Annotated in this window: 20 protein-coding genes and 1 pseudogene; 17 read left to right on the plus strand and 4 right to left on the minus strand. The window is 42.7% G+C overall.

Features of this window, described 5'->3' with window-relative positions; all coding sequences use genetic code 11:
• The 11 genes from CDG77_RS28050 to mtnA form a co-directional block, all read left to right on the plus strand.
• Nucleotides 1-1,126: phosphoenolpyruvate carboxylase (locus CDG77_RS28050; protein WP_143857104.1), on the plus strand; the 1,126-nt coding region annotated here is incomplete at its 5' end.
• Between the two features lie 73 nt (nucleotides 1,127-1,199).
• On the plus strand, nucleotides 1,200-1,454 hold the full coding sequence (locus CDG77_RS28055; protein WP_094332551.1) for a hypothetical protein: 255 nt from the start codon (nucleotides 1,200-1,202) through the stop codon (nucleotides 1,452-1,454).
• 66 nt (nucleotides 1,455-1,520) lie between these two features.
• Complete coding sequence (locus CDG77_RS28060) at nucleotides 1,521-1,826, plus strand: small RNA NsiR4-regulated ssr1528 family protein (RefSeq protein ID WP_094332552.1); 306 nt, start codon at nucleotides 1,521-1,523, stop codon at nucleotides 1,824-1,826.
• Nucleotides 1,827-2,087: 261 nt separating this feature from the next.
• Nucleotides 2,088-2,270, plus strand: coding sequence for a hypothetical protein (locus CDG77_RS38000; RefSeq protein WP_223270019.1), 183 nt, complete (start codon nucleotides 2,088-2,090; stop codon nucleotides 2,268-2,270).
• Nucleotides 2,271-2,745: 475 nt separating this feature from the next.
• On the plus strand, nucleotides 2,746-3,186 hold the full coding sequence (locus CDG77_RS38005) for a hypothetical protein (protein ID WP_223270020.1): 441 nt from the start codon (nucleotides 2,746-2,748) through the stop codon (nucleotides 3,184-3,186).
• A gap of 301 nt (nucleotides 3,187-3,487) precedes the next feature.
• Entirely contained in the window at nucleotides 3,488-4,450 is a 963-nt protein-coding gene (locus tag CDG77_RS28070) for an aldo/keto reductase (RefSeq protein WP_094332554.1), read from the plus strand.
• A gap of 257 nt (nucleotides 4,451-4,707) precedes the next feature.
• The gene (locus CDG77_RS28075) at nucleotides 4,708-5,154 is read left to right on the plus strand and encodes a hypothetical protein (RefSeq protein WP_094332555.1); all 447 of its coding nucleotides are present in this window, start codon (nucleotides 4,708-4,710) and stop codon (nucleotides 5,152-5,154) included.
• 543 nt (nucleotides 5,155-5,697) lie between these two features.
• Nucleotides 5,698-7,605 carry a 1-deoxy-D-xylulose-5-phosphate synthase gene (dxs, locus tag CDG77_RS28080; RefSeq protein WP_094332556.1) on the plus strand — a complete coding sequence of 636 codons (1,908 nt, stop codon included), beginning with the start codon at nucleotides 5,698-5,700 and terminating at the stop codon, nucleotides 7,603-7,605.
• Between the two features lie 497 nt (nucleotides 7,606-8,102).
• Nucleotides 8,103-9,128, plus strand: coding sequence for a calcium-binding protein (locus CDG77_RS38695; RefSeq protein ID WP_143857105.1), 1,026 nt, complete (start codon nucleotides 8,103-8,105; stop codon nucleotides 9,126-9,128).
• Complete coding sequence (locus CDG77_RS35805; protein WP_143857106.1) at nucleotides 9,118-10,008, plus strand: M10 family metallopeptidase C-terminal domain-containing protein; 891 nt, start codon at nucleotides 9,118-9,120, stop codon at nucleotides 10,006-10,008. The genes CDG77_RS38695 and CDG77_RS35805 overlap by 11 nt, the downstream gene beginning before the upstream one ends.
• Nucleotides 10,009-10,294: 286 nt before the next feature.
• Nucleotides 10,295-11,359, plus strand: coding sequence for an S-methyl-5-thioribose-1-phosphate isomerase (mtnA, locus tag CDG77_RS28090; RefSeq protein WP_094332557.1), 1,065 nt, complete (start codon nucleotides 10,295-10,297; stop codon nucleotides 11,357-11,359).
• 225 nt (nucleotides 11,360-11,584) lie between these two features.
• Here mtnA and CDG77_RS28095 read toward each other — a convergent pair whose 3' ends face one another.
• Entirely contained in the window at nucleotides 11,585-13,006 is a 1,422-nt protein-coding gene (locus CDG77_RS28095) for an NADP-dependent isocitrate dehydrogenase (protein ID WP_094332558.1), read from the minus strand.
• Between the two features lie 388 nt (nucleotides 13,007-13,394).
• Between CDG77_RS28095 and CDG77_RS28100 the strand changes: the two genes are divergently transcribed.
• From CDG77_RS28100 to CDG77_RS28115, 4 genes are read left to right on the plus strand one after another with little or no spacing between them, the layout of a single operon-like run.
• Complete coding sequence (locus CDG77_RS28100) at nucleotides 13,395-14,123, plus strand: GUN4 domain-containing protein (RefSeq protein ID WP_094332559.1); 729 nt, start codon at nucleotides 13,395-13,397, stop codon at nucleotides 14,121-14,123.
• A gap of 10 nt (nucleotides 14,124-14,133) precedes the next feature.
• The gene (locus tag CDG77_RS28105) at nucleotides 14,134-14,406 is read left to right on the plus strand and encodes a BrnT family toxin (protein WP_094332560.1); all 273 of its coding nucleotides are present in this window, start codon (nucleotides 14,134-14,136) and stop codon (nucleotides 14,404-14,406) included.
• 7 nt (nucleotides 14,407-14,413) lie between these two features.
• Nucleotides 14,414-14,659 carry a hypothetical protein gene (locus CDG77_RS28110; RefSeq protein ID WP_094332561.1) on the plus strand — a complete coding sequence of 82 codons (246 nt, stop codon included), beginning with the start codon at nucleotides 14,414-14,416 and terminating at the stop codon, nucleotides 14,657-14,659.
• A gap of 51 nt (nucleotides 14,660-14,710) precedes the next feature.
• Nucleotides 14,711-15,808: an ABC transporter ATP-binding protein gene (locus CDG77_RS28115; RefSeq protein ID WP_094332562.1), complete on the plus strand. Its 1,098-nt coding sequence runs from the start codon at nucleotides 14,711-14,713 to the stop codon at nucleotides 15,806-15,808.
• A gap of 101 nt (nucleotides 15,809-15,909) precedes the next feature.
• Here CDG77_RS28115 and CDG77_RS38700 read toward each other — a convergent pair whose 3' ends face one another.
• Entirely contained in the window at nucleotides 15,910-16,044 is a 135-nt protein-coding gene (locus CDG77_RS38700; protein WP_258169645.1) for a hypothetical protein, read from the minus strand.
• A 156-nt stretch (nucleotides 16,045-16,200) separates the two neighbouring features.
• Between CDG77_RS38700 and CDG77_RS28120 the strand changes: the two are divergent.
• Nucleotides 16,201-16,560: pseudogene (locus CDG77_RS28120) on the plus strand (Uma2 family endonuclease); the annotation flags it as partial.
• A gap of 426 nt (nucleotides 16,561-16,986) precedes the next feature.
• Nucleotides 16,987-17,766: a superoxide dismutase gene (locus CDG77_RS28125; protein ID WP_094332563.1), complete on the plus strand. Its 780-nt coding sequence runs from the start codon at nucleotides 16,987-16,989 to the stop codon at nucleotides 17,764-17,766.
• A gap of 304 nt (nucleotides 17,767-18,070) precedes the next feature.
• Here the strand turns inward: CDG77_RS28125 and CDG77_RS28135 are convergent, their stop codons facing one another.
• On the minus strand, nucleotides 18,071-18,505 hold the full coding sequence (locus CDG77_RS28135) for an acyl-CoA thioesterase (protein WP_094332565.1): 435 nt from the start codon (nucleotides 18,503-18,505) through the stop codon (nucleotides 18,071-18,073).
• 42 nt (nucleotides 18,506-18,547) lie between these two features.
• Nucleotides 18,548-19,282 (minus strand): 16S rRNA (guanine(527)-N(7))-methyltransferase RsmG, encoded by a 735-nt coding sequence (gene rsmG, locus CDG77_RS28140; protein WP_094332566.1) that lies wholly within the window; start codon nucleotides 19,280-19,282, stop codon nucleotides 18,548-18,550.
• Nucleotides 19,283-19,362 lie beyond the last annotated feature (80 nt).

Below are 19,362 nucleotides of genomic sequence, written 5' to 3' on the forward strand. Positions count from 1 at the left end.
CCCTGCCCCTCTCCCCGTGAACTTACAAGAAGTAATGCTGGGGTATTCTGACAGCAACAAAGATTCTGGTTTTTTAAGTAGCAACTGGGAAATTCATAAAGCCCAAAAATCACTGCAACAAATAGCAGAAAACTACGATCTAAATTTGCGGATTTTCCACGGACGCGGCGGTTCTGTAGGGCGGGGTGGCGGCCCTGCTTATGAGGCGATTTTGGCTCAACCGGGTCATAGTATCAATGGGCGAATCAAGATTACCGAACAAGGAGAAGTTTTAGCTTCTAAATATTCCTTGCTGGACTTGGCTTTGTATCACATGGAAACCATCACCACTGCTGTGATTCAAGCTAGCCTGTTGCGGACAGGGTTTGATGATATTGAACCTTGGAATGAGATTATGGAAGAATTAGCAGCGCGATCGCGTCAACATTATCGCGCTTTAATCTACGAACAGCCTGATTTCGTTGACTTCTTCCACCAAGTAACCCCAATTGAAGAAATTAGCCAGCTACAAATTAGTTCCCGTCCAGCCCGCCGTCCATCTGGTAAGAAAGATTTAAGCAGTCTGAGAGCTATTCCTTGGGTATTTAGCTGGACACAAACCCGCTTTTTGCTTCCTTCCTGGTACGGCGTTGGCACAGCTTTACAAGAATTCTTGAACACAGAACCAGAAGAACACTTGAAATTGCTGCGCTACTTTTACGTTAAGTGGCCCTTTTTCAAAATGGTGATTTCTAAAGCCGAGATGACTTTGGCGAAAGTAGATATGCAAATGGCACATCACTACGTTCAGGAATTGTCAAAACCAGAAGATAAACTTCGTTTTGACAAGGTTTTTGACCAAATTGCCAGCGAGTTCTATCTCACAAGAGATTTGGTCTTAAAAATCACCGATCACAATCGACTCTTAGATGGCGATCCTGTCTTGCAACGATCTGTACAGTTACGCAATGGCACAATTGTTCCCTTGGGATTTATCCAAGTTTCCCTGCTGAAGCGACTACGCCAGTCTATGAATACCAATGCTACTTCTGGAGTCATCCATTCTCGTTACAGCAAAGGCGAGTTACTGCGAGGAGCATTGTTAACTATTAATGGAATTGCAGCTGGGATGAGAAATACAGGTTGAACCACTGTGTAGAGTCATTTGTCATTTGTCCTTAGTCCTTGGTAATCTTCAAATGACAAATGACAAATGACAAATGATTAAAAACAGAGTTTTAGTTTGCACTTTTTTGGCGCTGTCATCCGGTTTTTTTAGTGCTTACATCAGTGGGCAAATCACCATAATGCTGCATAGCCAAAAGTGTCAAAATCAACCTTGGGGTTTAAAAGAAATGTGCAACGCTTGGATGACACCAGGAGCAATTTGGCAAGGTAGCACAACAGGACTATGGACAGGCACTATTTTAGGGGCGTTTGTTGGGGGTTTGGTAACGCGACAAGCTCGTGATTAATCTCAGTGGGGAAAAGGTGTCAGCAAGGCTGGTAAAATCTACCCATAGCCTTAAGAGCAAATCACTATGCCTACTGAAACTAACCCAGGGAATCAAACTACCACAGGTGCTGATGCTATTGATGAAGCGATCGCACAGGGAATTGATTTTGATGGTTCTCCCATTCCGCCTGCCAAATTAGAACTTTATGGTAAAGTTATGGCGCTAGAGGGCAATAGACAGCGCAGTGGCGTATCTAATACTATGCGATCGCGCATTGTGCGAATTGGTGCAAAACACATTCCCCAAGCAGAACTCGACCAATTACTTGTAGATGCTGATTTCGCACCCCTAAAAGAAAAAGAAATTGCCTTTTTTTATAGCGGTAAATAAATATAGCAGCGCAGCACAGCCAGAACTCATATAATTCGCAGCTACACAAATATGTAAATAAACAAACGTATTAACCCATCCATAACCTATCAGCCATCAGCAATCCGGTAATCTAATTTCCTCACTGAAATGTTGTGGGCAAGGAGCTAATTCTCCAAAATGCGCTCGCGATCCCAAAGAATAATCGAGGATATAGATGATGGCAAAGGTTGGGTACTCAGTGTTTCAACGCGTCACCACTGCGCGTTTGCTGCGTAAGATATGTTTACTGGCGCTGACTGTGCCGTTACTAGCAAGTTCTACAATCGGTTTGGCGACTGCTGGCGAGAGGAAGTACGAGTACGAATACGAGGGCGAGAACGAGACATACGCCATCGGACTTTGGGGCGATCTCCCCTATTCGGATCTCCAAGCGACAACGGGAGTCCCGAACCTCATCGCTGATATGAACGCGCAAAACCTAGCTTTCACTGTCCACGACGGCGACTTGAAGGGGGGCAACTCTACACCCGGCTCGGTAACACCTACCACGTGCAGTAATGAACTCTACACCCAGGCGCTCGGCTTCTTTAACTCCTTGAAAGCACCAGCAGCCTTCACCCCAGGTGATAATGATTGGACTGATTGCGATCGCCCCTCAAACGGTGGATTCAACTCACGCGATCGCCTCGACTACGAGCGTCAGGTATTCTTCAGCACAAAATTTTCCCTTGGGCAGCGGCGGCTAGTCCAGGAGGTGCAGACAACACCACTGTGTCTTGGTGCAACCGGTGCAGTCCCCTGTGTTGAGAACCGCCGCTGGACGGTTGGTCGGGTTACTTACGCGACACTCAATATTCAGGGTTCGTGCAACAACCTATGCGACACTGCGCCCGATCCAGAGGAGTACGCAGCGCGGAACGCAGCTGATATTGCATGGATGAGAGAGACTTTTAAAGCGGCAAAGACACGCAACTCGGTGGCAGTGATGTTTATCTCTCAAGCCGATCCAGGGTGGGATTTAACCGACGGAACCAGAGCGCCTTTGCGCGATCCGAAGACACTCACAGAAACCGATGGACAGACTGATGGCTTCAAGGACTTTTTATTAGCGTTCCGCGAAGAGGCGATCGCTTTCCGTAAACCGATTGCCTATGTATACGGCGACTCGCACTACTACCGCGTTGACAAGCCATTTCTGGATGCTCAAGGCAGACGCATCGAGAACTTTACTCGTGTTGAGACATTTGGCGACAATGCGGCGAACGGCACTAACGATGTGAATTGGGTCAAAGTGACCGTCAATCCCCGCAGCCGAGAAGTATTTTCCTACCAGCCACAGATTGTTCCTGGCAATCGAGTAGCGGTTCCGTCTCCTTAACGCCACGTAGGTTTTAATTGTTGGGAACTACAAACATAAAAGCCTAAAACTAAAACTTTGAGTTCCGATCGAATAGCCTAAACTTTGATTTTTTGGTAGGAGCAATTTATGAATTGCTCCTACTATATTTAGTCTTACCTCACACATTCCTAATTGCCATCCATATTTTGGCTTCTTCAGTATTTCCCCGATCGGTTCAGAAACTGTATCTTCAGCAAGATATTCTCAATTTTCTCTTGCATTTTGAATTGGTACACAGCTATATGTACTTAAAGTAATAGCTGAAAGACTTGGAGAACACATGTCAGGAACTACGCCAAATTCAGAAATGCAATACCGAGTTCTGGGCAGTACAGGAGAAAAAGTTTCTGCGATTGGATTGGGTGGTTGGCACATCGGCTTGAAAAATGTTGATGAACAACTGGGTATCCGTATTGTTAGAACAGCCATCGATCGCGGCATTACATTTATGGATAACAGTTGGGATTACAACGGTGGAGTCAGCGAAATTCGGATGGGAAAAGCCCTGCGCGATCGCTACCGCGATAAAGTTTTCCTGATGACGAAAATCGATGGGCGCTCTAAAAAAGAAGCAGCAAAACAGCTAGACGAATCACTTCAACGCCTGCAAGTGGATTGCATCGATCTCGTTCAGCACCACGAAATTATTCGGTACGAAGACCCGCATCGAGTTTTTGATGAAGAAGGGGCGAATGCTGCCTTCATTGAGGCACGGAAAGCTGGCAAACTCCGATACATCGGCTTTACTGGACACAAAGACCCCCATGTTCATCTGCATACGCTGGAAGTTGCAGATGCTCACGGCTTTAAATTTGATACGGCTCAGATGCCGCTCAATGTCATGGATGCTCATTACCGCAGCTTTGCAAAGCTGGTTGTGCCAGAACTGGTAAAACAAAACATCGGTGTTCTGGGAATGAAAAGTATGGCAAACGGTATTCTTTTAAAATCCAATACTGTAACGCCGATTGAGTGTCTACACTATGCTTTGAATCTGCCTACATCGGTTGTGATTACCGGAATTGACAGTATGGAGATTTTAGAGCAAGCTTTTGAAGCTGTGCGAACTTTCCAGCCAATGAATGACGAGCAAGTGCGATCGCTCTTAGCAAAAACAGCAGAAGCAGCATCACGCGGCGAATTTGAGCCTTTCAAAACTTCATCAATTTTTGACAGCACCGCCCAAAATCCAGATTGGCTGGGAGAGGAACCAGAGCGCATCCAACAATTGATGCCAGCGTGATGCTTTCTTAGAGGATGTCTGAAAAGTCTTTAGTGATGTATCAAATACTCTTAGATCCCCCTAAATCCCCCTTAAAAAGGGGGACTTTAATTCCGTTGTTTAATTACCAGCAAAAAATCTTTACTCAAATTTCAATCTATCAAAATAGTGAACTTGTTTCATGACTAATGACGCAACAATTTCTATCTATAGATCGATATGGCGAAGAAACTAAATGAAGTAAAAATAGTATACTAAATCACATGAGATTGTATTCTATGAAATCGAATTATTTTACAAAGCAGCTTTCCACAGTAAAACGCTGGATGGCTACAACACTGTTTTGTATGTTAGCGATCGCTTTTGTTTGGCAAGGTGCATTTTTCTCGAACACCTCAGCAATTGCCGATCCTGCTGCAAGCTTGATTGCATCAAAAGATGCGGGCGACAAAGTTCAAGATAAAGCCAGTGAAGATGCTGGACGAGCCAAGAATTTCATCCAAGAGACAGCAGATAAAGTTAAGCAAGCTGCTAGGGACAACGCCAGTAAAGTTGACCAATCAACAGAAAGTGGTAGTTTTGCTGAACGCAAAGCAAAGAGAGACGCGGCTACAATTCAAAAAAGAGCAAATGAAGATTCCGCTCGGACACAGAAAGCAGTAGACAATACAAAAAATGCTGTTGAACGCACTGTTGATAGCATCAAGGATGCGTTTGGTAAATAGTAGTCTTGTTTGATTTGTGAAAATCGAAAGGCTTAGATCCCCGATTTCTTTGAGAAGTCGGGGATATTTAAGTAAATACTGAATTTAGCTAAGACATATTTGTTGCGCCTAGATGAACTAGCGATCGCTAATAAGGTTAGACAGAATAATAAAATAATTATTAAATACTTGCTAGCAATTCTGCTGAACATATAGCTGGAAATTAAGATATTTAACTGTGTTTTGCGATCGCTTCAAAAAGCAAAACTGATTGACCGAGTTCAATAATTTCCGCAGAATGCTTCTGAAAGCTTGATTTTCTATACAAATTGCGGAGTGCATTTAAGTGGCATTACTTATTGACAAATGTGCTATTAGTTTATGCGATCTAAACCTGATTTTGACGAATTGTTAATGATTTAGAGATTTTTCACCATTATTAATTACGAAGTTATACTTTCCACTACAACTTAGTAACAATGTAAGAGTGTGATTATGTGGACAACCCGACCGTGGGAAAATCAAAATACCGAAACTGGAAGTTAAAGAGGAAAACACTATAATATGCATCTGAGCGAAATCACCCATCCTAATCAGTTGCACGGTTTATCTGTTCGCCAACTACAACAGATTGCCCGTCAGATTCGAGATAAGCATCTCCAAACCGTAGCAGTTAATGGTGGACACTTGGGGCCAGGGTTGGGTGTTGTAGAATTAACGCTAGGACTTTACCAAACACTGGACTTAGATCGGGATAAAGTGATTTGGGATGTAGGACACCAAGCCTATCCCCACAAACTCCTTACAGGACGCTACGATCGCTTCCACACCCTCAGACAAAAGGACGGAGTTGCTGGTTATCTCAAACTCTGTGAAAACAAGTTTGACCACTTCGGGGCTGGACATGCTTCTACAAGTATTTCCGCAGCATTGGGCATGGCTTTAGCGCGAGACTTGAAAGGCGAAAAATTTAAAGCCGTTGCTGTGATTGGGGATGGGGCGCTGACTGGCGGTATGGCTTTAGAAGCCATCAACCACGCGGGACACATGCCGAAAACTAACCTGTTGGTTGTTCTCAACGACAACGACATGTCTATATCTCGCAACGTCGGCGCGATTCCCCGCTATCTGAACAAAATGCGCCTCAGCCAGCCGGTGCAATTTATCAAAGATAATCTTGAGGAACAATTCAAGCAAATTCCCTTCGTGGGTGAATCTTTGTCTCCCGAACTCGGACGCATCAAAGAAGGTATGAAACGTTTGGCTGTTCCCAAGGTAGGGGCAGTTTTTGAAGAACTCGGTTTTACCTACATTGGCCCAGTAGATGGGCATAATCTCGAAGAATTGATTGCTACCTTCCAACAAGCACATCAAATACAAGGCCCAGTTTTGGTACACGTAGCCACAGTTAAGGGCAAAGGCTATGAAATTGCTGAACTAGATCAAGTTGGCTACCACGCCCAAAGCCCATTCAACGTTGCAACCGGCAAAGCCATTCCTTCCAGCAAACCCAAACCACCGGCTTATGCCAAAGTCTTTTCTCACACTCTGGTGAAACTCGCCGAACAAAACCCCAAAATCGTTGGGATTACTGCGGCGATGGCAACGGGGACAGGTTTAGATAAACTTCAAGCCAAACTGCCCAATCAATATATTGATGTCGGCATTGCTGAACAACACGCAATTACCCTAGCAGCCGGACTTGCAACTCAAGGGATGCGCCCCGTAGCCGCCATTTATTCTACCTTTTTGCAACGCGCTTACGACCAGATAATTCACGATGTCTGCATCCAAAATCTGCCAGTATTTTTCTGCTTAGATCGGGCCGGAATTGTTGGATCTGATGGCCCCACTCACCAGGGCATGTATGACATCGCTTATCTGCGTTGCATTCCCAACATTGTAATCATGGCACCGAAAGACGAAGCAGAACTGCAACGCATGGTAGTAACTGGTGTTAACCATACCAGTGGCCCGATCGCTATGCGCTACCCTCGTGGCAATGGCTACGGCGTTCCCCTAATGGAGGAAGGTTGGGAACCTTTGGAAATTGGTAAAAGCGAAATTCTCCGCACTGGCGATGATGTGTTAATCGTCGCTTATGGCACAATGGTCTATCCAGGAATGCAAGCTGCGGAAATTCTCAGCGAACATGGCATTGAAGCAACTGTAATCAACGCCCGTTTTGTTAAGCCTTTGGATACCGAGTTGATTTTACCCTTAGCTAAGAAAATTGGCCGTGTCATCACCCTAGAAGAAGGTTGTATCATGGGTGGCTTTGGTAGTGCGATCGTTGAAGCTTTAATGGATGCAGATATTCTCGTTCCTGTCAAGCGATTCGGTGTCCCAGATGTGTTAGTAGATCATGCTGAACCCGATGAATCTAAAACAGAACTAGGTTTAACTAGTCATCAAATAGCAGAGAGAGTTTTGTCAGCTTTCTTTAAGCAGCAAGTATCTGCTGTCGTCTAGTTAATTCTTTGTAGAATGAATCGCCCCCACTTGTGACTTAGGTGTGGGCGATTCCCTTTTGAAAACGACAAGTTTAATATCCGTAATATGGTGTTTGGTTAAACCTGAGTCAATTACCGAAAACTATGAGGTATTAAATAATTACTTAAATTAATTTTTATCGCTTTATTATCTGTATACTTAATCTAGTTAATTACTACGATTAGTATACTATCAATTCACTAGTATCATCAATTTGGTAGCAAGCGATCGCTTGATATTTTTATGGGTTTAACGAATGAAGTTTAACCCCGTGTTTTGTCATGGTCTTTTTCAAAAAAAAACCATATTTCGATATTGAATATATAAGAGTCTTTGTCAAAATTTCAAAAGCAGAGAACAACATAATAATTAATATTCAATACTAAATATTGAGCTAAAAAAAACATGTAATACGTATTACATAGTGTGCTAAAGTATATCTGCATATCTTAAACCCAAAAAAGGCTAGTAAAACTATGGCTATTCAAGGAACAAACAATAACGATAATTTAGTCGGCACTTCTGGAAATGATACGATTGAAGGCTTAAATGGTAATGATAGCCTTTATGGGCTAGGCGGAAACGATCAATTATTAGGTGGTTATGGAAGTGATACCTTGTATGGTGGTGCAGGAAACGATCAATTTGTCTTAGAGAACTTTCGTGGTTCTGTTGGTGCTAAAGACCTAGACATCGTAACAGATTTTCAAAAAGGAGCAGATAAAATTGATCTCAGAACTCTTGGTATCAGTGACTTCAATACTATCTCACTGCTGATAAATGAAGATACAGATAATAATGCCATAATTAGCACTCGCTATAACTTATATGACGGCGATTATTATTATCGAATCCAAATCAATGGCATTCGCAAAAGTCAATTACTTGCTAGTGATTTTATTTTCAATAGTGCAGTTGTGAATGACACCATCAGTGGAACTGGTAACAATGATGATTTGTTTGGTGGCTTAGGTAATGATAGCTTGCTAGGTAATAGCGGTAATGACCGTTTGTTTGGTGAACAGGGAGACGACAAATTATTAGGTGGTTATGGAAGTGATACCTTGTATGGTGGTGCAGGAAACGATCAATTTGTCTTAGAGAACTTTCGTGGTTCTGTTGGTGCTAAAGACCTAGACATCGTAACAGATTTTCAAAAAGGAGCAGATAAAATTGATCTCAGAACTCTTGGTATCAGTGACTTCAATACTATCTCACTGCTGATAAATGAAGATACAGATAATAATGCCATAATTAGCACTCGCTATAACTTATATGACGGCGATTATTATTATCGAATCCAAATCAATGGCATTCGCAAAAGTCAATTACTTGCTAGTGATTTTATTTTCAATAGTGCAGTTGTGAATGACACCATCAGTGGAACTGGTAACAATGATGATTTGTTTGGTGGCTTAGGTAATGATAGCTTGCTAGGTAATAGCGGTAATGACCGTTTGTTTGGTGAACAGGGAGACGACAAATTATTAGGTGGTNACTGATACTATTAACTTTAGCGGTACTACAGTTGCCGTCAACCTAAATCTAGGTTTAACCACCTCGCAAACGGTTAATAGTAATCTCAAACTCATTCTCTCTGCCAATAACGTTATCGAAAATGCAACAGGTGGCACAGGTAATGACACTCTCACTGGTAATACACTGAATAACACTTTAATTGGTGGTGGCGGAAACGATCAACTCCAAGGGTTAACAGGAAATGATACCTATTCTTTCATAGCTGATAGTGCCTTGGGAACCGACACAATTACAGAAACCTCAACCGGTGGTACTGATACTATTAACTTTAGCGGTACTACAGTTGCCGTCAACCTGAATCTAGGTTTAACCACCTCGCAAACGGTTAACAGTAATCTCAAACTCATTCTCTCTGCCAATAACGCGATTGAAAATGCAACAGGTGGCACAGGCAATGATATTCTCACTGGTAATACACTGAATAACACTTTGATTGGCGGTGACGGAAATGACACTCTTGGAGGAGGCAATGGTAATGATACTCTTACAGGTGGAGTTGGTAATGATAAATATCTGTTCCAAAGCAATGCTGTCTTTAACACAAGCTTAGGCGTTGATTACATCACCGATTTTCAAGCCGGACAAGACCAGATTGTGCTGAGTAAAACCACCTTTAATGCTATTACTAATAGTGCAGGTCAGGCTTTAACTGACTTTGCAGTTGTCACTGGTAATCAATTCGTCAACGCTAGTAATGCGCGTATTGTCTTTAGCCAAAGTAGTGGCAGCCTATTCTATAACCAAGATGGCAACGTTCTGGGTACAGGAACAGTGTTTGAATTTGCCCGTTTAGGAAATTCTGATATTACTCTCAGTAGTAGCAATTTCAGTCTGATTGCCTAGTACTCTGTCAACTTTCAATTGATAGATAATCAAGTTCGTAGTAAGGACTTTAGTCCTTATTTTTCAGTACTAAAGTCCTTACTACAAACCCTCAAAACTAGCTTAAAAAAGGCTAAGTTGGGCTGCGCTTACGCCTTCCTTCATTAAAGCGATCGCTACGATAAGCTAGTCTAACGCATAAATATTGACGCTGATTTATTTAGCACATCAGATTTTGAGCCAAAACTCGCCTACCGAATGAATAAGTGTCTTACAATTACGAATTACGAATTATCAATTACGAATTATGTTGATACCTTCCACAAACCAGGTTTATCCCGTTATTTGGCACAACGACTCAGTGTCACTAATTGACCAAACCCGCCTACCCAACGAGTATGAATTTGTCGAAATTCACCGCAGTGAAGATATGGCGCGGGCAATTAAAACAATGATTGTGCGGGGTGCGCCGGCAATTGGTGTAGCTGCGGCTTATGGAATGTATCTTGGCGCAAGGGAAATTGAAACTAGCGATCGCACCGAATTTTTGCAACACTTAGATAAAATTGCCCAGTTATTACGTTCTACTCGTCCGACGGCGGTAAATTTATTTTGGGCAATTAGCCGAATGATCAAAACCGCCTACGAAACACTGGGAACGGTAGAAGAAATCAAGCAAACTCTTTTGCAGACAGCCCAAGCAATTAATACTGAAGACTTGCAAACTTGTCAAGCGATCGGCGACAATGGTTTGGCAGTTTTGCCCACTACCCCCGAAAGGCTGACGCTACTTACCCACTGCAATGCTGGGGCGCTAGCTACGGCTGGTTATGGCACTGCTTTAGGTGTTGTGCGTTCCGCTTGGAGGGAAGGACGTTTAGAACGTTTATTTGCCGACGAAACCCGTCCCCGTTTGCAAGGTGCAAAACTCACCGCTTGGGAATGTGTGCAAGAAGGGATTCCAGTAACATTAATTACTGATAATATGGCAGCCCATTGCATGAAACAGGGTTTGATTCATGCTGTAGTTGTGGGTGCCGATCGCATTGCTGCTAATGGTGACACTGCTAATAAAATTGGTACATATAGTGTTGCGATCGCAGCTAAAGCTCATAATATCCCCTTCTTTGTCGCTGCACCCCTTTCCACCGTTGATTTTGAATTAGCTGATGGCAGCAAAATTCCTATTGAAGAACGCGATCCAACAGAAATCTATCAAGTAGGGGATACTATTCTCACGCCTGAAGGTGTGGATTTTTACAACCCAGCTTTTGATGTGACTCCGGCTAATTTGATTACAGCGATTATTACAGAGAATGGAGCGATCGCACCTGAGAAATTAGCAAAATCACAGGTAAAGCAATTAGTGTAATTGGCAATCTCTAAGCGAAGTTTGAAAGGTAAAGGAACGAACCGCAAAGGACGCAAAGGAAGAAAAAGAGAAATACAAAGTTGATTGACAGACTATTAAAAATGAACCTTTCCCTGTTTTGAAATAAAGTTCAAGTATTTTCCCTCTCCGACTCGGAGAGGGACAGATTTTGCGTAGTAAAACCAGGGAGAGGTCTTTTGATTCGACTAATTAGCCCTAATACACTTAACCAAAATGCTGAATAATTGCCTCAGCAAATTCAGAACATTTTAAGGGTTCAACTGGCGGTTCTAGCAACCGGGCTAAATCGTAGGTGACTTGACTATTTGCGATCGCATCGCTTAAACCTTTCTTAACTAGGTCTGCGGCTTCTTGCCAACCCATAAATTCCAGCATCATCACACCAGACAAAATCACCGAACCAGGATTAATCCGATCTAAGCCGGCGTGTTTGGGTGCAGTGCCGTGGGTAGCTTCAAATATGGCACTAGAATCACCAATATTTGCCCCTGGCCCCATTCCTAATCCACCAACTATGGCCGCAGCCGCATCAGACAAATAATCGCCGTTCAAGTTCATCGTCGCCAAAATCGAATACTCATCCGGTCTGGTTTGGATTTGTTGAAAAATACTGTCAGCAATCCGGTCATTCACCAAAACTTTCTCTTTCCATTTGCCATCGCCGTGGGTTGCCCAAATTGTGTTAAGAACAGTTTCAACTTCCTTGACAACTTGCGCTTTCTTGTCTGGAGTGAGATTATCAAACCCAGGTTCAATCTGGCGGGCGTTTTCTTCCAAGGAAATATTCGGATTTTTTTCCTTGTTACTCAAAATCCAAGATTCCTGTTCTGTAACAGTTTCTTGGCGAAATTCACTGGTTGCTAATTCATAACCCCAATCCCGGAAAGCCCCTTCGGTGTACTTCATGATGTTGCCCTTATGCACCAAAGTCACTTGTTGCTTATTTTTGGGCAATAGTAAGGCGTGTTTGATGGCACGTCTAACTAGGCGTTGGGAACCAGTTTTGCTGATGGGTTTGATGCCAATACCAGAATCAAGAGGAATGCGTTTTTTCCCGTGTTCTGGGGTGGCGGGGATTAGTTCTTCGTTAAGAATCTTAATTAAGCGATCGCCAATTTCGCTACCTTGTCGCCACTCAATGCCCAAATAAATATCTTCCGTATTTTCCCGATAAACAATTACATCAAGCTTTTCGGGATTTTTGTGGGGTGAGGGTGTACCTGCATAGTAACGGCAAGGACGCACGCAGGCATACAAGTCAAAAATTTGCCGTAGTGCCACATTTAAAGAACGAATTCCTCCCCCAATGGGAGTAGTCAAAGGCCCTTTAATCGCTACACCATATTCCTCAATTGCTGTTAGAGTATCTTGAGGTAAATACTGGTAAGTTCCGTATAAATCACAAGCTTCGTCACCAGCGTAAACCTTGAACCAGCTAATTTGACGCTGACCCTTATATGCTTTGGCTACCGCAGCATCGAGAACCTTTTGCGTAGCAGGCCAGATGTCTATACCTGTACCATCGCCACGAATAAAGGGGATAATTGGATTGTCCGGTACGATTGGTTCACCATTTTTGAAGGTGATTTTTGCTCCGGCTGCGGGGGGGGTAATCTTTTCGTACATCGTTCACACACTCCTAATCGATACGCTGATAGTCAAAAAATCCTTATGTGGCAGGCTTGTATATTGGGGACTGGGGATTGGGTATTGGGTACTGGGTACTGGGGATTGGGAGGAGACACGAAGTGATTTTTTCAATAATTCACCCTTGTCCTCCATGTCCCCTCAGTCGTAGTACCCAGTCCCTAGTCCCTAGTCCCCAGTCCCTAGTCTCCAGATTTTCCCCCTATTCCCCTTGTACATTATTTGGGGATTTAAGTGGGGAATTCAGTGAAGCGATCGCAATTTTGTACGATCAAAAATAGTAAACTACTTTTCGCTATCAGTGCTTCACTTTCGAGAATGCCCGATAGCTTACCGCTCTTTCACTGACCGCTAAAACGAGAATGGCATGACAGACCCAATGATTTTATCAGACCCGGCAAATGACATCGACTCCCTGCGACGACCGTTAATCGCTGGGTCTGAAAAAGTCCAACAACAGATAATCCCACAGTTAGCTGAGTTGGGTAATGAGGGATTAGACGTGTTGATGGAATTTTTACTGAAACGACGTGAGAACCCAGCAACTTGGATTGATGGCAAAGCTTACCAAGTCCTCTACAACTCTGATGCACCTCAAGTCAAAGAATTTCTGCGCTCCTCTTTTCCTGAGGGAATTGTACCTCTAAAATCAGAGTGCGGGATTAACTACAATTCTTTGCAACAGCTACTTGCTGCTCAAGACTTCCAAGCAGCCGATCGCGTCACCATCGAAAAAATGTGTGAATTATCAGGGCCAACGGCTGTACAACGAAAATGGTTGTACTTTACTGAGGTAGAAAAGACCTCGGCTGTTGACTTGCAAACCATTAATAACCTCTGGTTAGTCCACTCGGAAGGTAAATTTGGCTTTTCAGTGCAGCGAGAAATCTGGTTGAGTTTGGGTAAAAATTGGGAGAATTTCTGGCCGAAAATTGGCTGGAAAGCAGGTAATACCTGGACGCGATATCCTAACGAGTTTACCTGGGATTTGAGTGCGCCTAGAGGTCACTTACCCCTCTCTAATCAACTCCGGGGGGTACGAGTTTTTGCTTCTTTACTCTCTCACCCAGCTTGGTCGAAGAATCCAGAAAAATGATTATAATTTCATGAAGTTTGAGTGGGACGAAAACAAAGCGGCAATAAATCTTTTAAAACATCAGGTTTCTTTTGAAGAAGCCAAAACTGTTTTCGATGATCTGCTCTATGTTGACTTCTACGATCCAGACCACTCTGATGATGAGGAGCGTTACCTTATTATTGGAGAATCAAATCGGGGACGCTTACTAATCATCTCCTATACCGAGAGAGGAAATTCAATTCGTCTCATTAGTGCAAGAGAAGTAACGCGATCCGAGCGAGAAGCATACAAAGAAGGGTAAGCCAAAAATGGAAGATGATTTGCGATCAGAGTATGACTTGAAGAGCCTAAAAGTCAGAAAGTTTGGTTCTGAACGAAAGAGCTTTGGTAAGACAACAATTCGTTTAGAACCTGATGTTGCAAAGGTTTTTCCTAATGCCGATGCTGTCAATGAGGCTCTAAGATTTCTGATTAGAATTGTGCAGGACAACCAAATCTCTGCACTTGCGAAGCAGCCTCATAGTTACTCGGAGGGAGCGGATAAAACCTCCTAGTAGTGAGTTGGAAATGTCGCAAATCCCAAACTGAAAATATCAAATTAGATAATGGCAAATGTTCGTCTAGAAGATATTAAGCGTAGATTCAATAACGTTACCGCTATTGAGGATATTACCTTTGAAATTCCTGATGGCGAATTTTGGGTTTTAGTTGGGCCATCGGGTTGTGGTAAGTCTACAATTTTGCGAACGATCGCTGGTTTAGAAACTGCCACATCAGGTAAACTCTATATTGGCGATCGCTTGGTAAATAATATCCCAGCCAGACAACGAGATGTGGCGATGGTGTTCCAAAACTACGCTCTCTATCCTCACATGAGCGTGGCCCAAAACATCGGCTTTGGCTTGCAAATGCGGAAGGTTGACCGAAAAATCATTCAAGAACGGGTGATGAATGTGGCGCGATCGCTTTCTCTGGATCGCCTGCTGGATCGGAAACCCAAACAGCTTTCTGGAGGACAGCAACAACGGGTAGCATTAGGGAGAGCGATCGCTCGTGAACCCCAAGTGTTTTTACTTGATGAACCTTTATCTAATTTAGATGCCCAATTGCGCGATGATACAAGGGCAGAATTGAAACAGTTACATCAAGAATTAGGCATTACGACAATTTACGTCACCCACGATCAAGTTGAAGCCATGACTTTGGCTGATAAAATTGTCGTACTCAATCGCGGGCGAATTCAACAAATCGGCGATCCCCAAACTATTTATGCAAGTCCCGCTAATCAGATGGTGGCAAGTTTTTTAGGCAGTCCACCGATGAATATTTTCCGTGCAATCTATCAAAATAACGGTTTTGATGTGAGTGGGCAGTTATTAACGATTCCAGCAGATGTGAATGAAAAATTAAAGTTGCGTCAGGGGCACAGTTTTGATTTGGGGATTCGCCCAGAGCATATTTTGATTAACGAACCGCCAAGTCGCCAAGAAGGAAATGATAGTCAGCTGATTGTGGAAGTTAAGGTGGTAGAACCTTTGGGAAGGGAAACTTTGATTCGTGCTGGCTTACCTGGTTCGGCGGTGGTGTTGAATATTCAGGTAGGTGGAGATGTGCGTCTGCGTCCAGGCGATCGCCTTTCTCTGCAACTTGATTTAAATCACTTGTTTGTATTTCATCCCGAAACTGGAGACAGAATATTATAAGCGCTTCGGAATGTAAAATATAATTGTTTTGTGTGCGATCGCTGTAATTGGTGGCGAGGGATAGGTTAGCGATCGCATCCAGAATCATCACCACACCACCGTTAATCCAATTTTTGACCGTAACTCTGACCTTGCCCTTGCGTCGCGCGATCGCGGTCAGTCAATCCAATAGCGAAAATTTGCTGTATCTCTTGCTGAGTAAGAATCTTGGTGCGTCCATGCCGATTTACTTTCACATTTCACCACTACACCCCGTTAACTCTTAATTTTCAGGTTACAGCAGTGAGAAGTGTTTATATCCATAATCAGGATCAAATAATGATTCAATCACTACAAAAACTATTTACATTTGATGAATATTTAGAATTTTTAGAAACACAACCGGAAAAGAAATGAATTTTTCTAACTTGGGTAATGAACCATTATGGGAGAAACAATCTATCCTTAGTAAACCAGATTCAATTCCATTAGTGATTGAAGTCGTCAGTACTAACTGGAGAGATGATTATCATAAAAAGTTTGCTGACTATGAAGAAATGGGTATTCAAGAATATTGGATTGTTGATTATGCGGCTTTGGGTAGCAAGGAATTGATAGGCGACCCCAAACAGCCAACAATCACAATTTACTCTTTAAGTGATGAGGGTGAATATCGTGGTAAACAGTTTAGAGGAGACGACCGTATAGAGTCGCCAACATTTCCAGATTTAAATCTAACCGTTGAACAAATTTTTTCAGTGCGTTATTCATAAAAACTCATTTCCCGACATTAAATAAAGCTTATGGAAAATGTCGCTAGCTCAGAAGAATTCAAAGCCTTAAAACGTCAGCTTAACGCCAAGTCTAACTAGCTTGCACACCCTCTAAAAAAGCCACTAAGCACATCACACTTAATCAATCGACCCAATATCCGATAATTCCCTTAACACCCGGTAGCGTCTCTTGTGACGACTGGGTTTATTTTTTTTGGTGGTTGGGTGCGAACCTATGATTAGTTGTAAAAAGATAGTTTAGGTAAAAATACATAACGTTTTGAATGTTAGTACTTAATATTACAAGTTTTGTAAATAGTTTCTTAAACTGCCATAAATAATCGCAAATTTCCGATTTTTTGTAGCCAAAATCTAAGAAAATAAAAACTGCAATAGAGACTTAATGGATTTGCTGCAAAAACTTATATGACTATTAATCGACGCAATTTCTTGTTTTTACTCACAGCAGGTGCGGGTGCTTTTGTATTCGATGCTTGTGCATTGGCAGAGAAATCTCCTAAAGGAAACACTGCAATTCCTGAAAAAACACCTGAAACAACACCAAATAAAACATCAGAAAAAACAGGTGCAATCCAACTACCGCCTTTAGCTTACGCCTACGAAGCGCTGGAACCACACATTGATGCTAAAACGATGCAGTTTCACCACGATAAACACCATGCAACTTATGTAAAAAACTTGAATGCAGCGTTAGATAAACACCCAGAACTGAAAGGCAAAACTATTGAAGAACTGTTGCAGAAACTTGACAATGTACCAGAAGATATTCGCAAAACAGTACGCAATAGTGGCGGTGGTCATGTAAATCACTCAATGTTCTGGGAAATTATGAAGCCAAAAGGTGGGGGAGAACCAACAGGAAATATAGCCTCCGCAATTAATCAAAGTTTTGGTAGTTTTGCAGCTTTCAAACAAAAGTTTAATGAAGCTGGTGCCGGTCGTTTTGGTAGTGGTTGGGTTTGGCTAGTCCGTAACAAAGGTGGCAAGTTGGAAGTGACAACTACAGCTAACCAAGATAGTCCCTTAAGTGTAGGTAAATATCCCATTCTGGGTAATGACGTATGGGAACACGCATATTATCTGAATTACCAGAATCGCCGCGTCGATTATTTAGATGCTTGGTGGAACGTGGTTAATTGGGATGAGATTAACAAGCGGTTTGCAACTGCAAGTAAATTTGCCTAAATATGGGGATAAAAGGCGAGATAAACCGCGTCCATATTGAAAACTGTAGTTCTTTTCGTATGAAAAGAAAAACCCTCATCCCCCAGCCCCTTCTCCCAAATTTGGGAGAAGGGGAGCCGGAAAGAAGTCCTTCTCCCAAGAAGGGAGAGGGATTTAGGGTGAGGGCAAAAACTACCGTTCTCAACATATATGAGGTTTAGAAAAAAAAGTTGCTCTTCCACTCCTGTCAAAGGATTTTGGATTTTTTCCGCTCACCAGGTGCAGGGCATGAACCAAAATAATCTAAAATATGAAATTTATACTGTCAATTAGGAGGTTGAGCATCTACCGAGGAATGCACATAAGGTGCGAACAAAGAACGTTCCTCTGGGCGTAACCGCCTTGGGCGCATTGTTTGTCTATCCACAAACAAGCCTTTTTGCCATCCCTCTGCTGCTAATATTCTCTGTTCGTTATAGAAACAAAACTGCATAGTAGCAGAGGCATTCTTCAATTCAGAAATCCACATTTCTACCTGCACACGCTCACCCAAATAGAGCGGTGATTTGTAGGTGATGTTGGTTTGAACCAAAACCGGAGCAAACCCCTGCTCAAAGATTTTCTGTGTTGGCATCTCAACGGCTTGCAGCAGTTTTGTCCGTCCAATTTCCATCCATTGAACATAAACAGTGTTGTTCACATGACCAATAAAATCAATATGGAAAGAATAAACCTCTAACTCAAAGGAAATTTTTTGCATCTTCAGTCCTCAAAGTCACTGCTCAGTGACAAAGTATCATAGTCAAAGAGGTTTTTGAGTAGGTACACCAATAGCGCGGGGAAACTGAACTGGTGTGGTGGCTACCTTACGCAAATACACACAGTGCCGGATGCTGTGACTCAGAGGTGTTGTAAATTGTTCGATTGATTCAATAACGCCACCCAACTGCTTGACAGCATTTTGTAAACTTGTGGTTTCTTCTTCTGTCCAATTACCACGATAGATTATGGCTAAACCACTTAGTTTGAGTAATGGTAGGGCATATTCTGCACAAACAGAAGCTGTCCCAACAGCGCGGATCAATGCAATATCATAAGCTTGTCGGTGCTGGGGGTGATGACCGATTTCTTCAGCCCTACTAACAATAGTTTTGGCATTAGTAAGGGCAAGTTCAGTTAATATATTGTCGATAAAAGTAATTTTTTTCCCAGTGGAATCGAGAAGAGTAATTGGGCAATTAGGTACTGTAATTGCCACTGGAACACCTGGAAAACCTGCACCTGTACCAATATCAATGATAGCAGGGGGAGTAGGAGAGAAATTTGCTGATAACAGGGGTACAATTCCTCGTAGAGAATCCCAGAGATGTTTTTCCCAAAACTCTTGGGGGTCAGTAATGCGAGTTAAATTTAGTTGAAGATTACCTTCTAGGATTAAATCATAAAGCCTTTGGAATTGTGCTTGCTGTTGGACAGTCGGTTGCCAATTCAGAGTTTGCTGCCAGATTTCTGCCATCTCAGGCAATAAGTTTGTCATTTGTCATTGGTCATTTGTCATTTGTCATTCGGTATGGGGTATTGGATATTATTTCTTCTTTTTTCCCCAGTCCCCAGTCC

The sequence above is a fragment of the Nostoc sp. 'Peltigera membranacea cyanobiont' 213 genome (genome assembly GCF_002245975.1).
GTDB lineage: Bacteria > Cyanobacteriota > Cyanobacteriia > Cyanobacteriales > Nostocaceae > Nostoc.

What these genes read in the sequence shown, in the direction of transcription:
- CDG77_RS28055 (WP_094332551.1), top strand. Translation starts at nt 1,200, where the DNA reads ATGATTAAAAACAGAGTTTTAGTTTGCACTTTTTTGGCGCTGTCATCC.
- CDG77_RS28060 (WP_094332552.1), top strand. Translation starts at nt 1,521, where the DNA reads ATGCCTACTGAAACTAACCCAGGGAATCAAACTACCACAGGTGCTGAT.
- CDG77_RS38000 (WP_223270019.1), top strand. Translation starts at nt 2,088, where the DNA reads ATGTTTACTGGCGCTGACTGTGCCGTTACTAGCAAGTTCTACAATCGG.
- CDG77_RS38005 (WP_223270020.1), top strand. Translation starts at nt 2,746, where the DNA reads ATGAGAGAGACTTTTAAAGCGGCAAAGACACGCAACTCGGTGGCAGTG.
- CDG77_RS28070 (WP_094332554.1), top strand. Translation starts at nt 3,488, where the DNA reads ATGTCAGGAACTACGCCAAATTCAGAAATGCAATACCGAGTTCTGGGC.
- CDG77_RS28075 (WP_094332555.1), top strand. Translation starts at nt 4,708, where the DNA reads ATGAAATCGAATTATTTTACAAAGCAGCTTTCCACAGTAAAACGCTGG.
- dxs (WP_094332556.1), top strand. Translation starts at nt 5,698, where the DNA reads ATGCATCTGAGCGAAATCACCCATCCTAATCAGTTGCACGGTTTATCT.
- mtnA (WP_094332557.1), top strand. Translation starts at nt 10,295, where the DNA reads ATGTTGATACCTTCCACAAACCAGGTTTATCCCGTTATTTGGCACAAC.
- CDG77_RS28095 (WP_094332558.1), bottom strand. Translation starts at nt 13,006, where the DNA reads ATGTACGAAAAGATTACCCCCCCCGCAGCCGGAGCAAAAATCACCTTC.
- CDG77_RS28100 (WP_094332559.1), top strand. Translation starts at nt 13,395, where the DNA reads ATGACAGACCCAATGATTTTATCAGACCCGGCAAATGACATCGACTCC.
- CDG77_RS28105 (WP_094332560.1), top strand. Translation starts at nt 14,134, where the DNA reads ATGAAGTTTGAGTGGGACGAAAACAAAGCGGCAATAAATCTTTTAAAA.
- CDG77_RS28110 (WP_094332561.1), top strand. Translation starts at nt 14,414, where the DNA reads ATGGAAGATGATTTGCGATCAGAGTATGACTTGAAGAGCCTAAAAGTC.
- CDG77_RS28115 (WP_094332562.1), top strand. Translation starts at nt 14,711, where the DNA reads ATGGCAAATGTTCGTCTAGAAGATATTAAGCGTAGATTCAATAACGTT.
- CDG77_RS28125 (WP_094332563.1), top strand. Translation starts at nt 16,987, where the DNA reads ATGACTATTAATCGACGCAATTTCTTGTTTTTACTCACAGCAGGTGCG.
- CDG77_RS28135 (WP_094332565.1), bottom strand. Translation starts at nt 18,505, where the DNA reads ATGCAAAAAATTTCCTTTGAGTTAGAGGTTTATTCTTTCCATATTGAT.
- rsmG (WP_094332566.1), bottom strand. Translation starts at nt 19,282, where the DNA reads ATGACAAACTTATTGCCTGAGATGGCAGAAATCTGGCAGCAAACTCTG.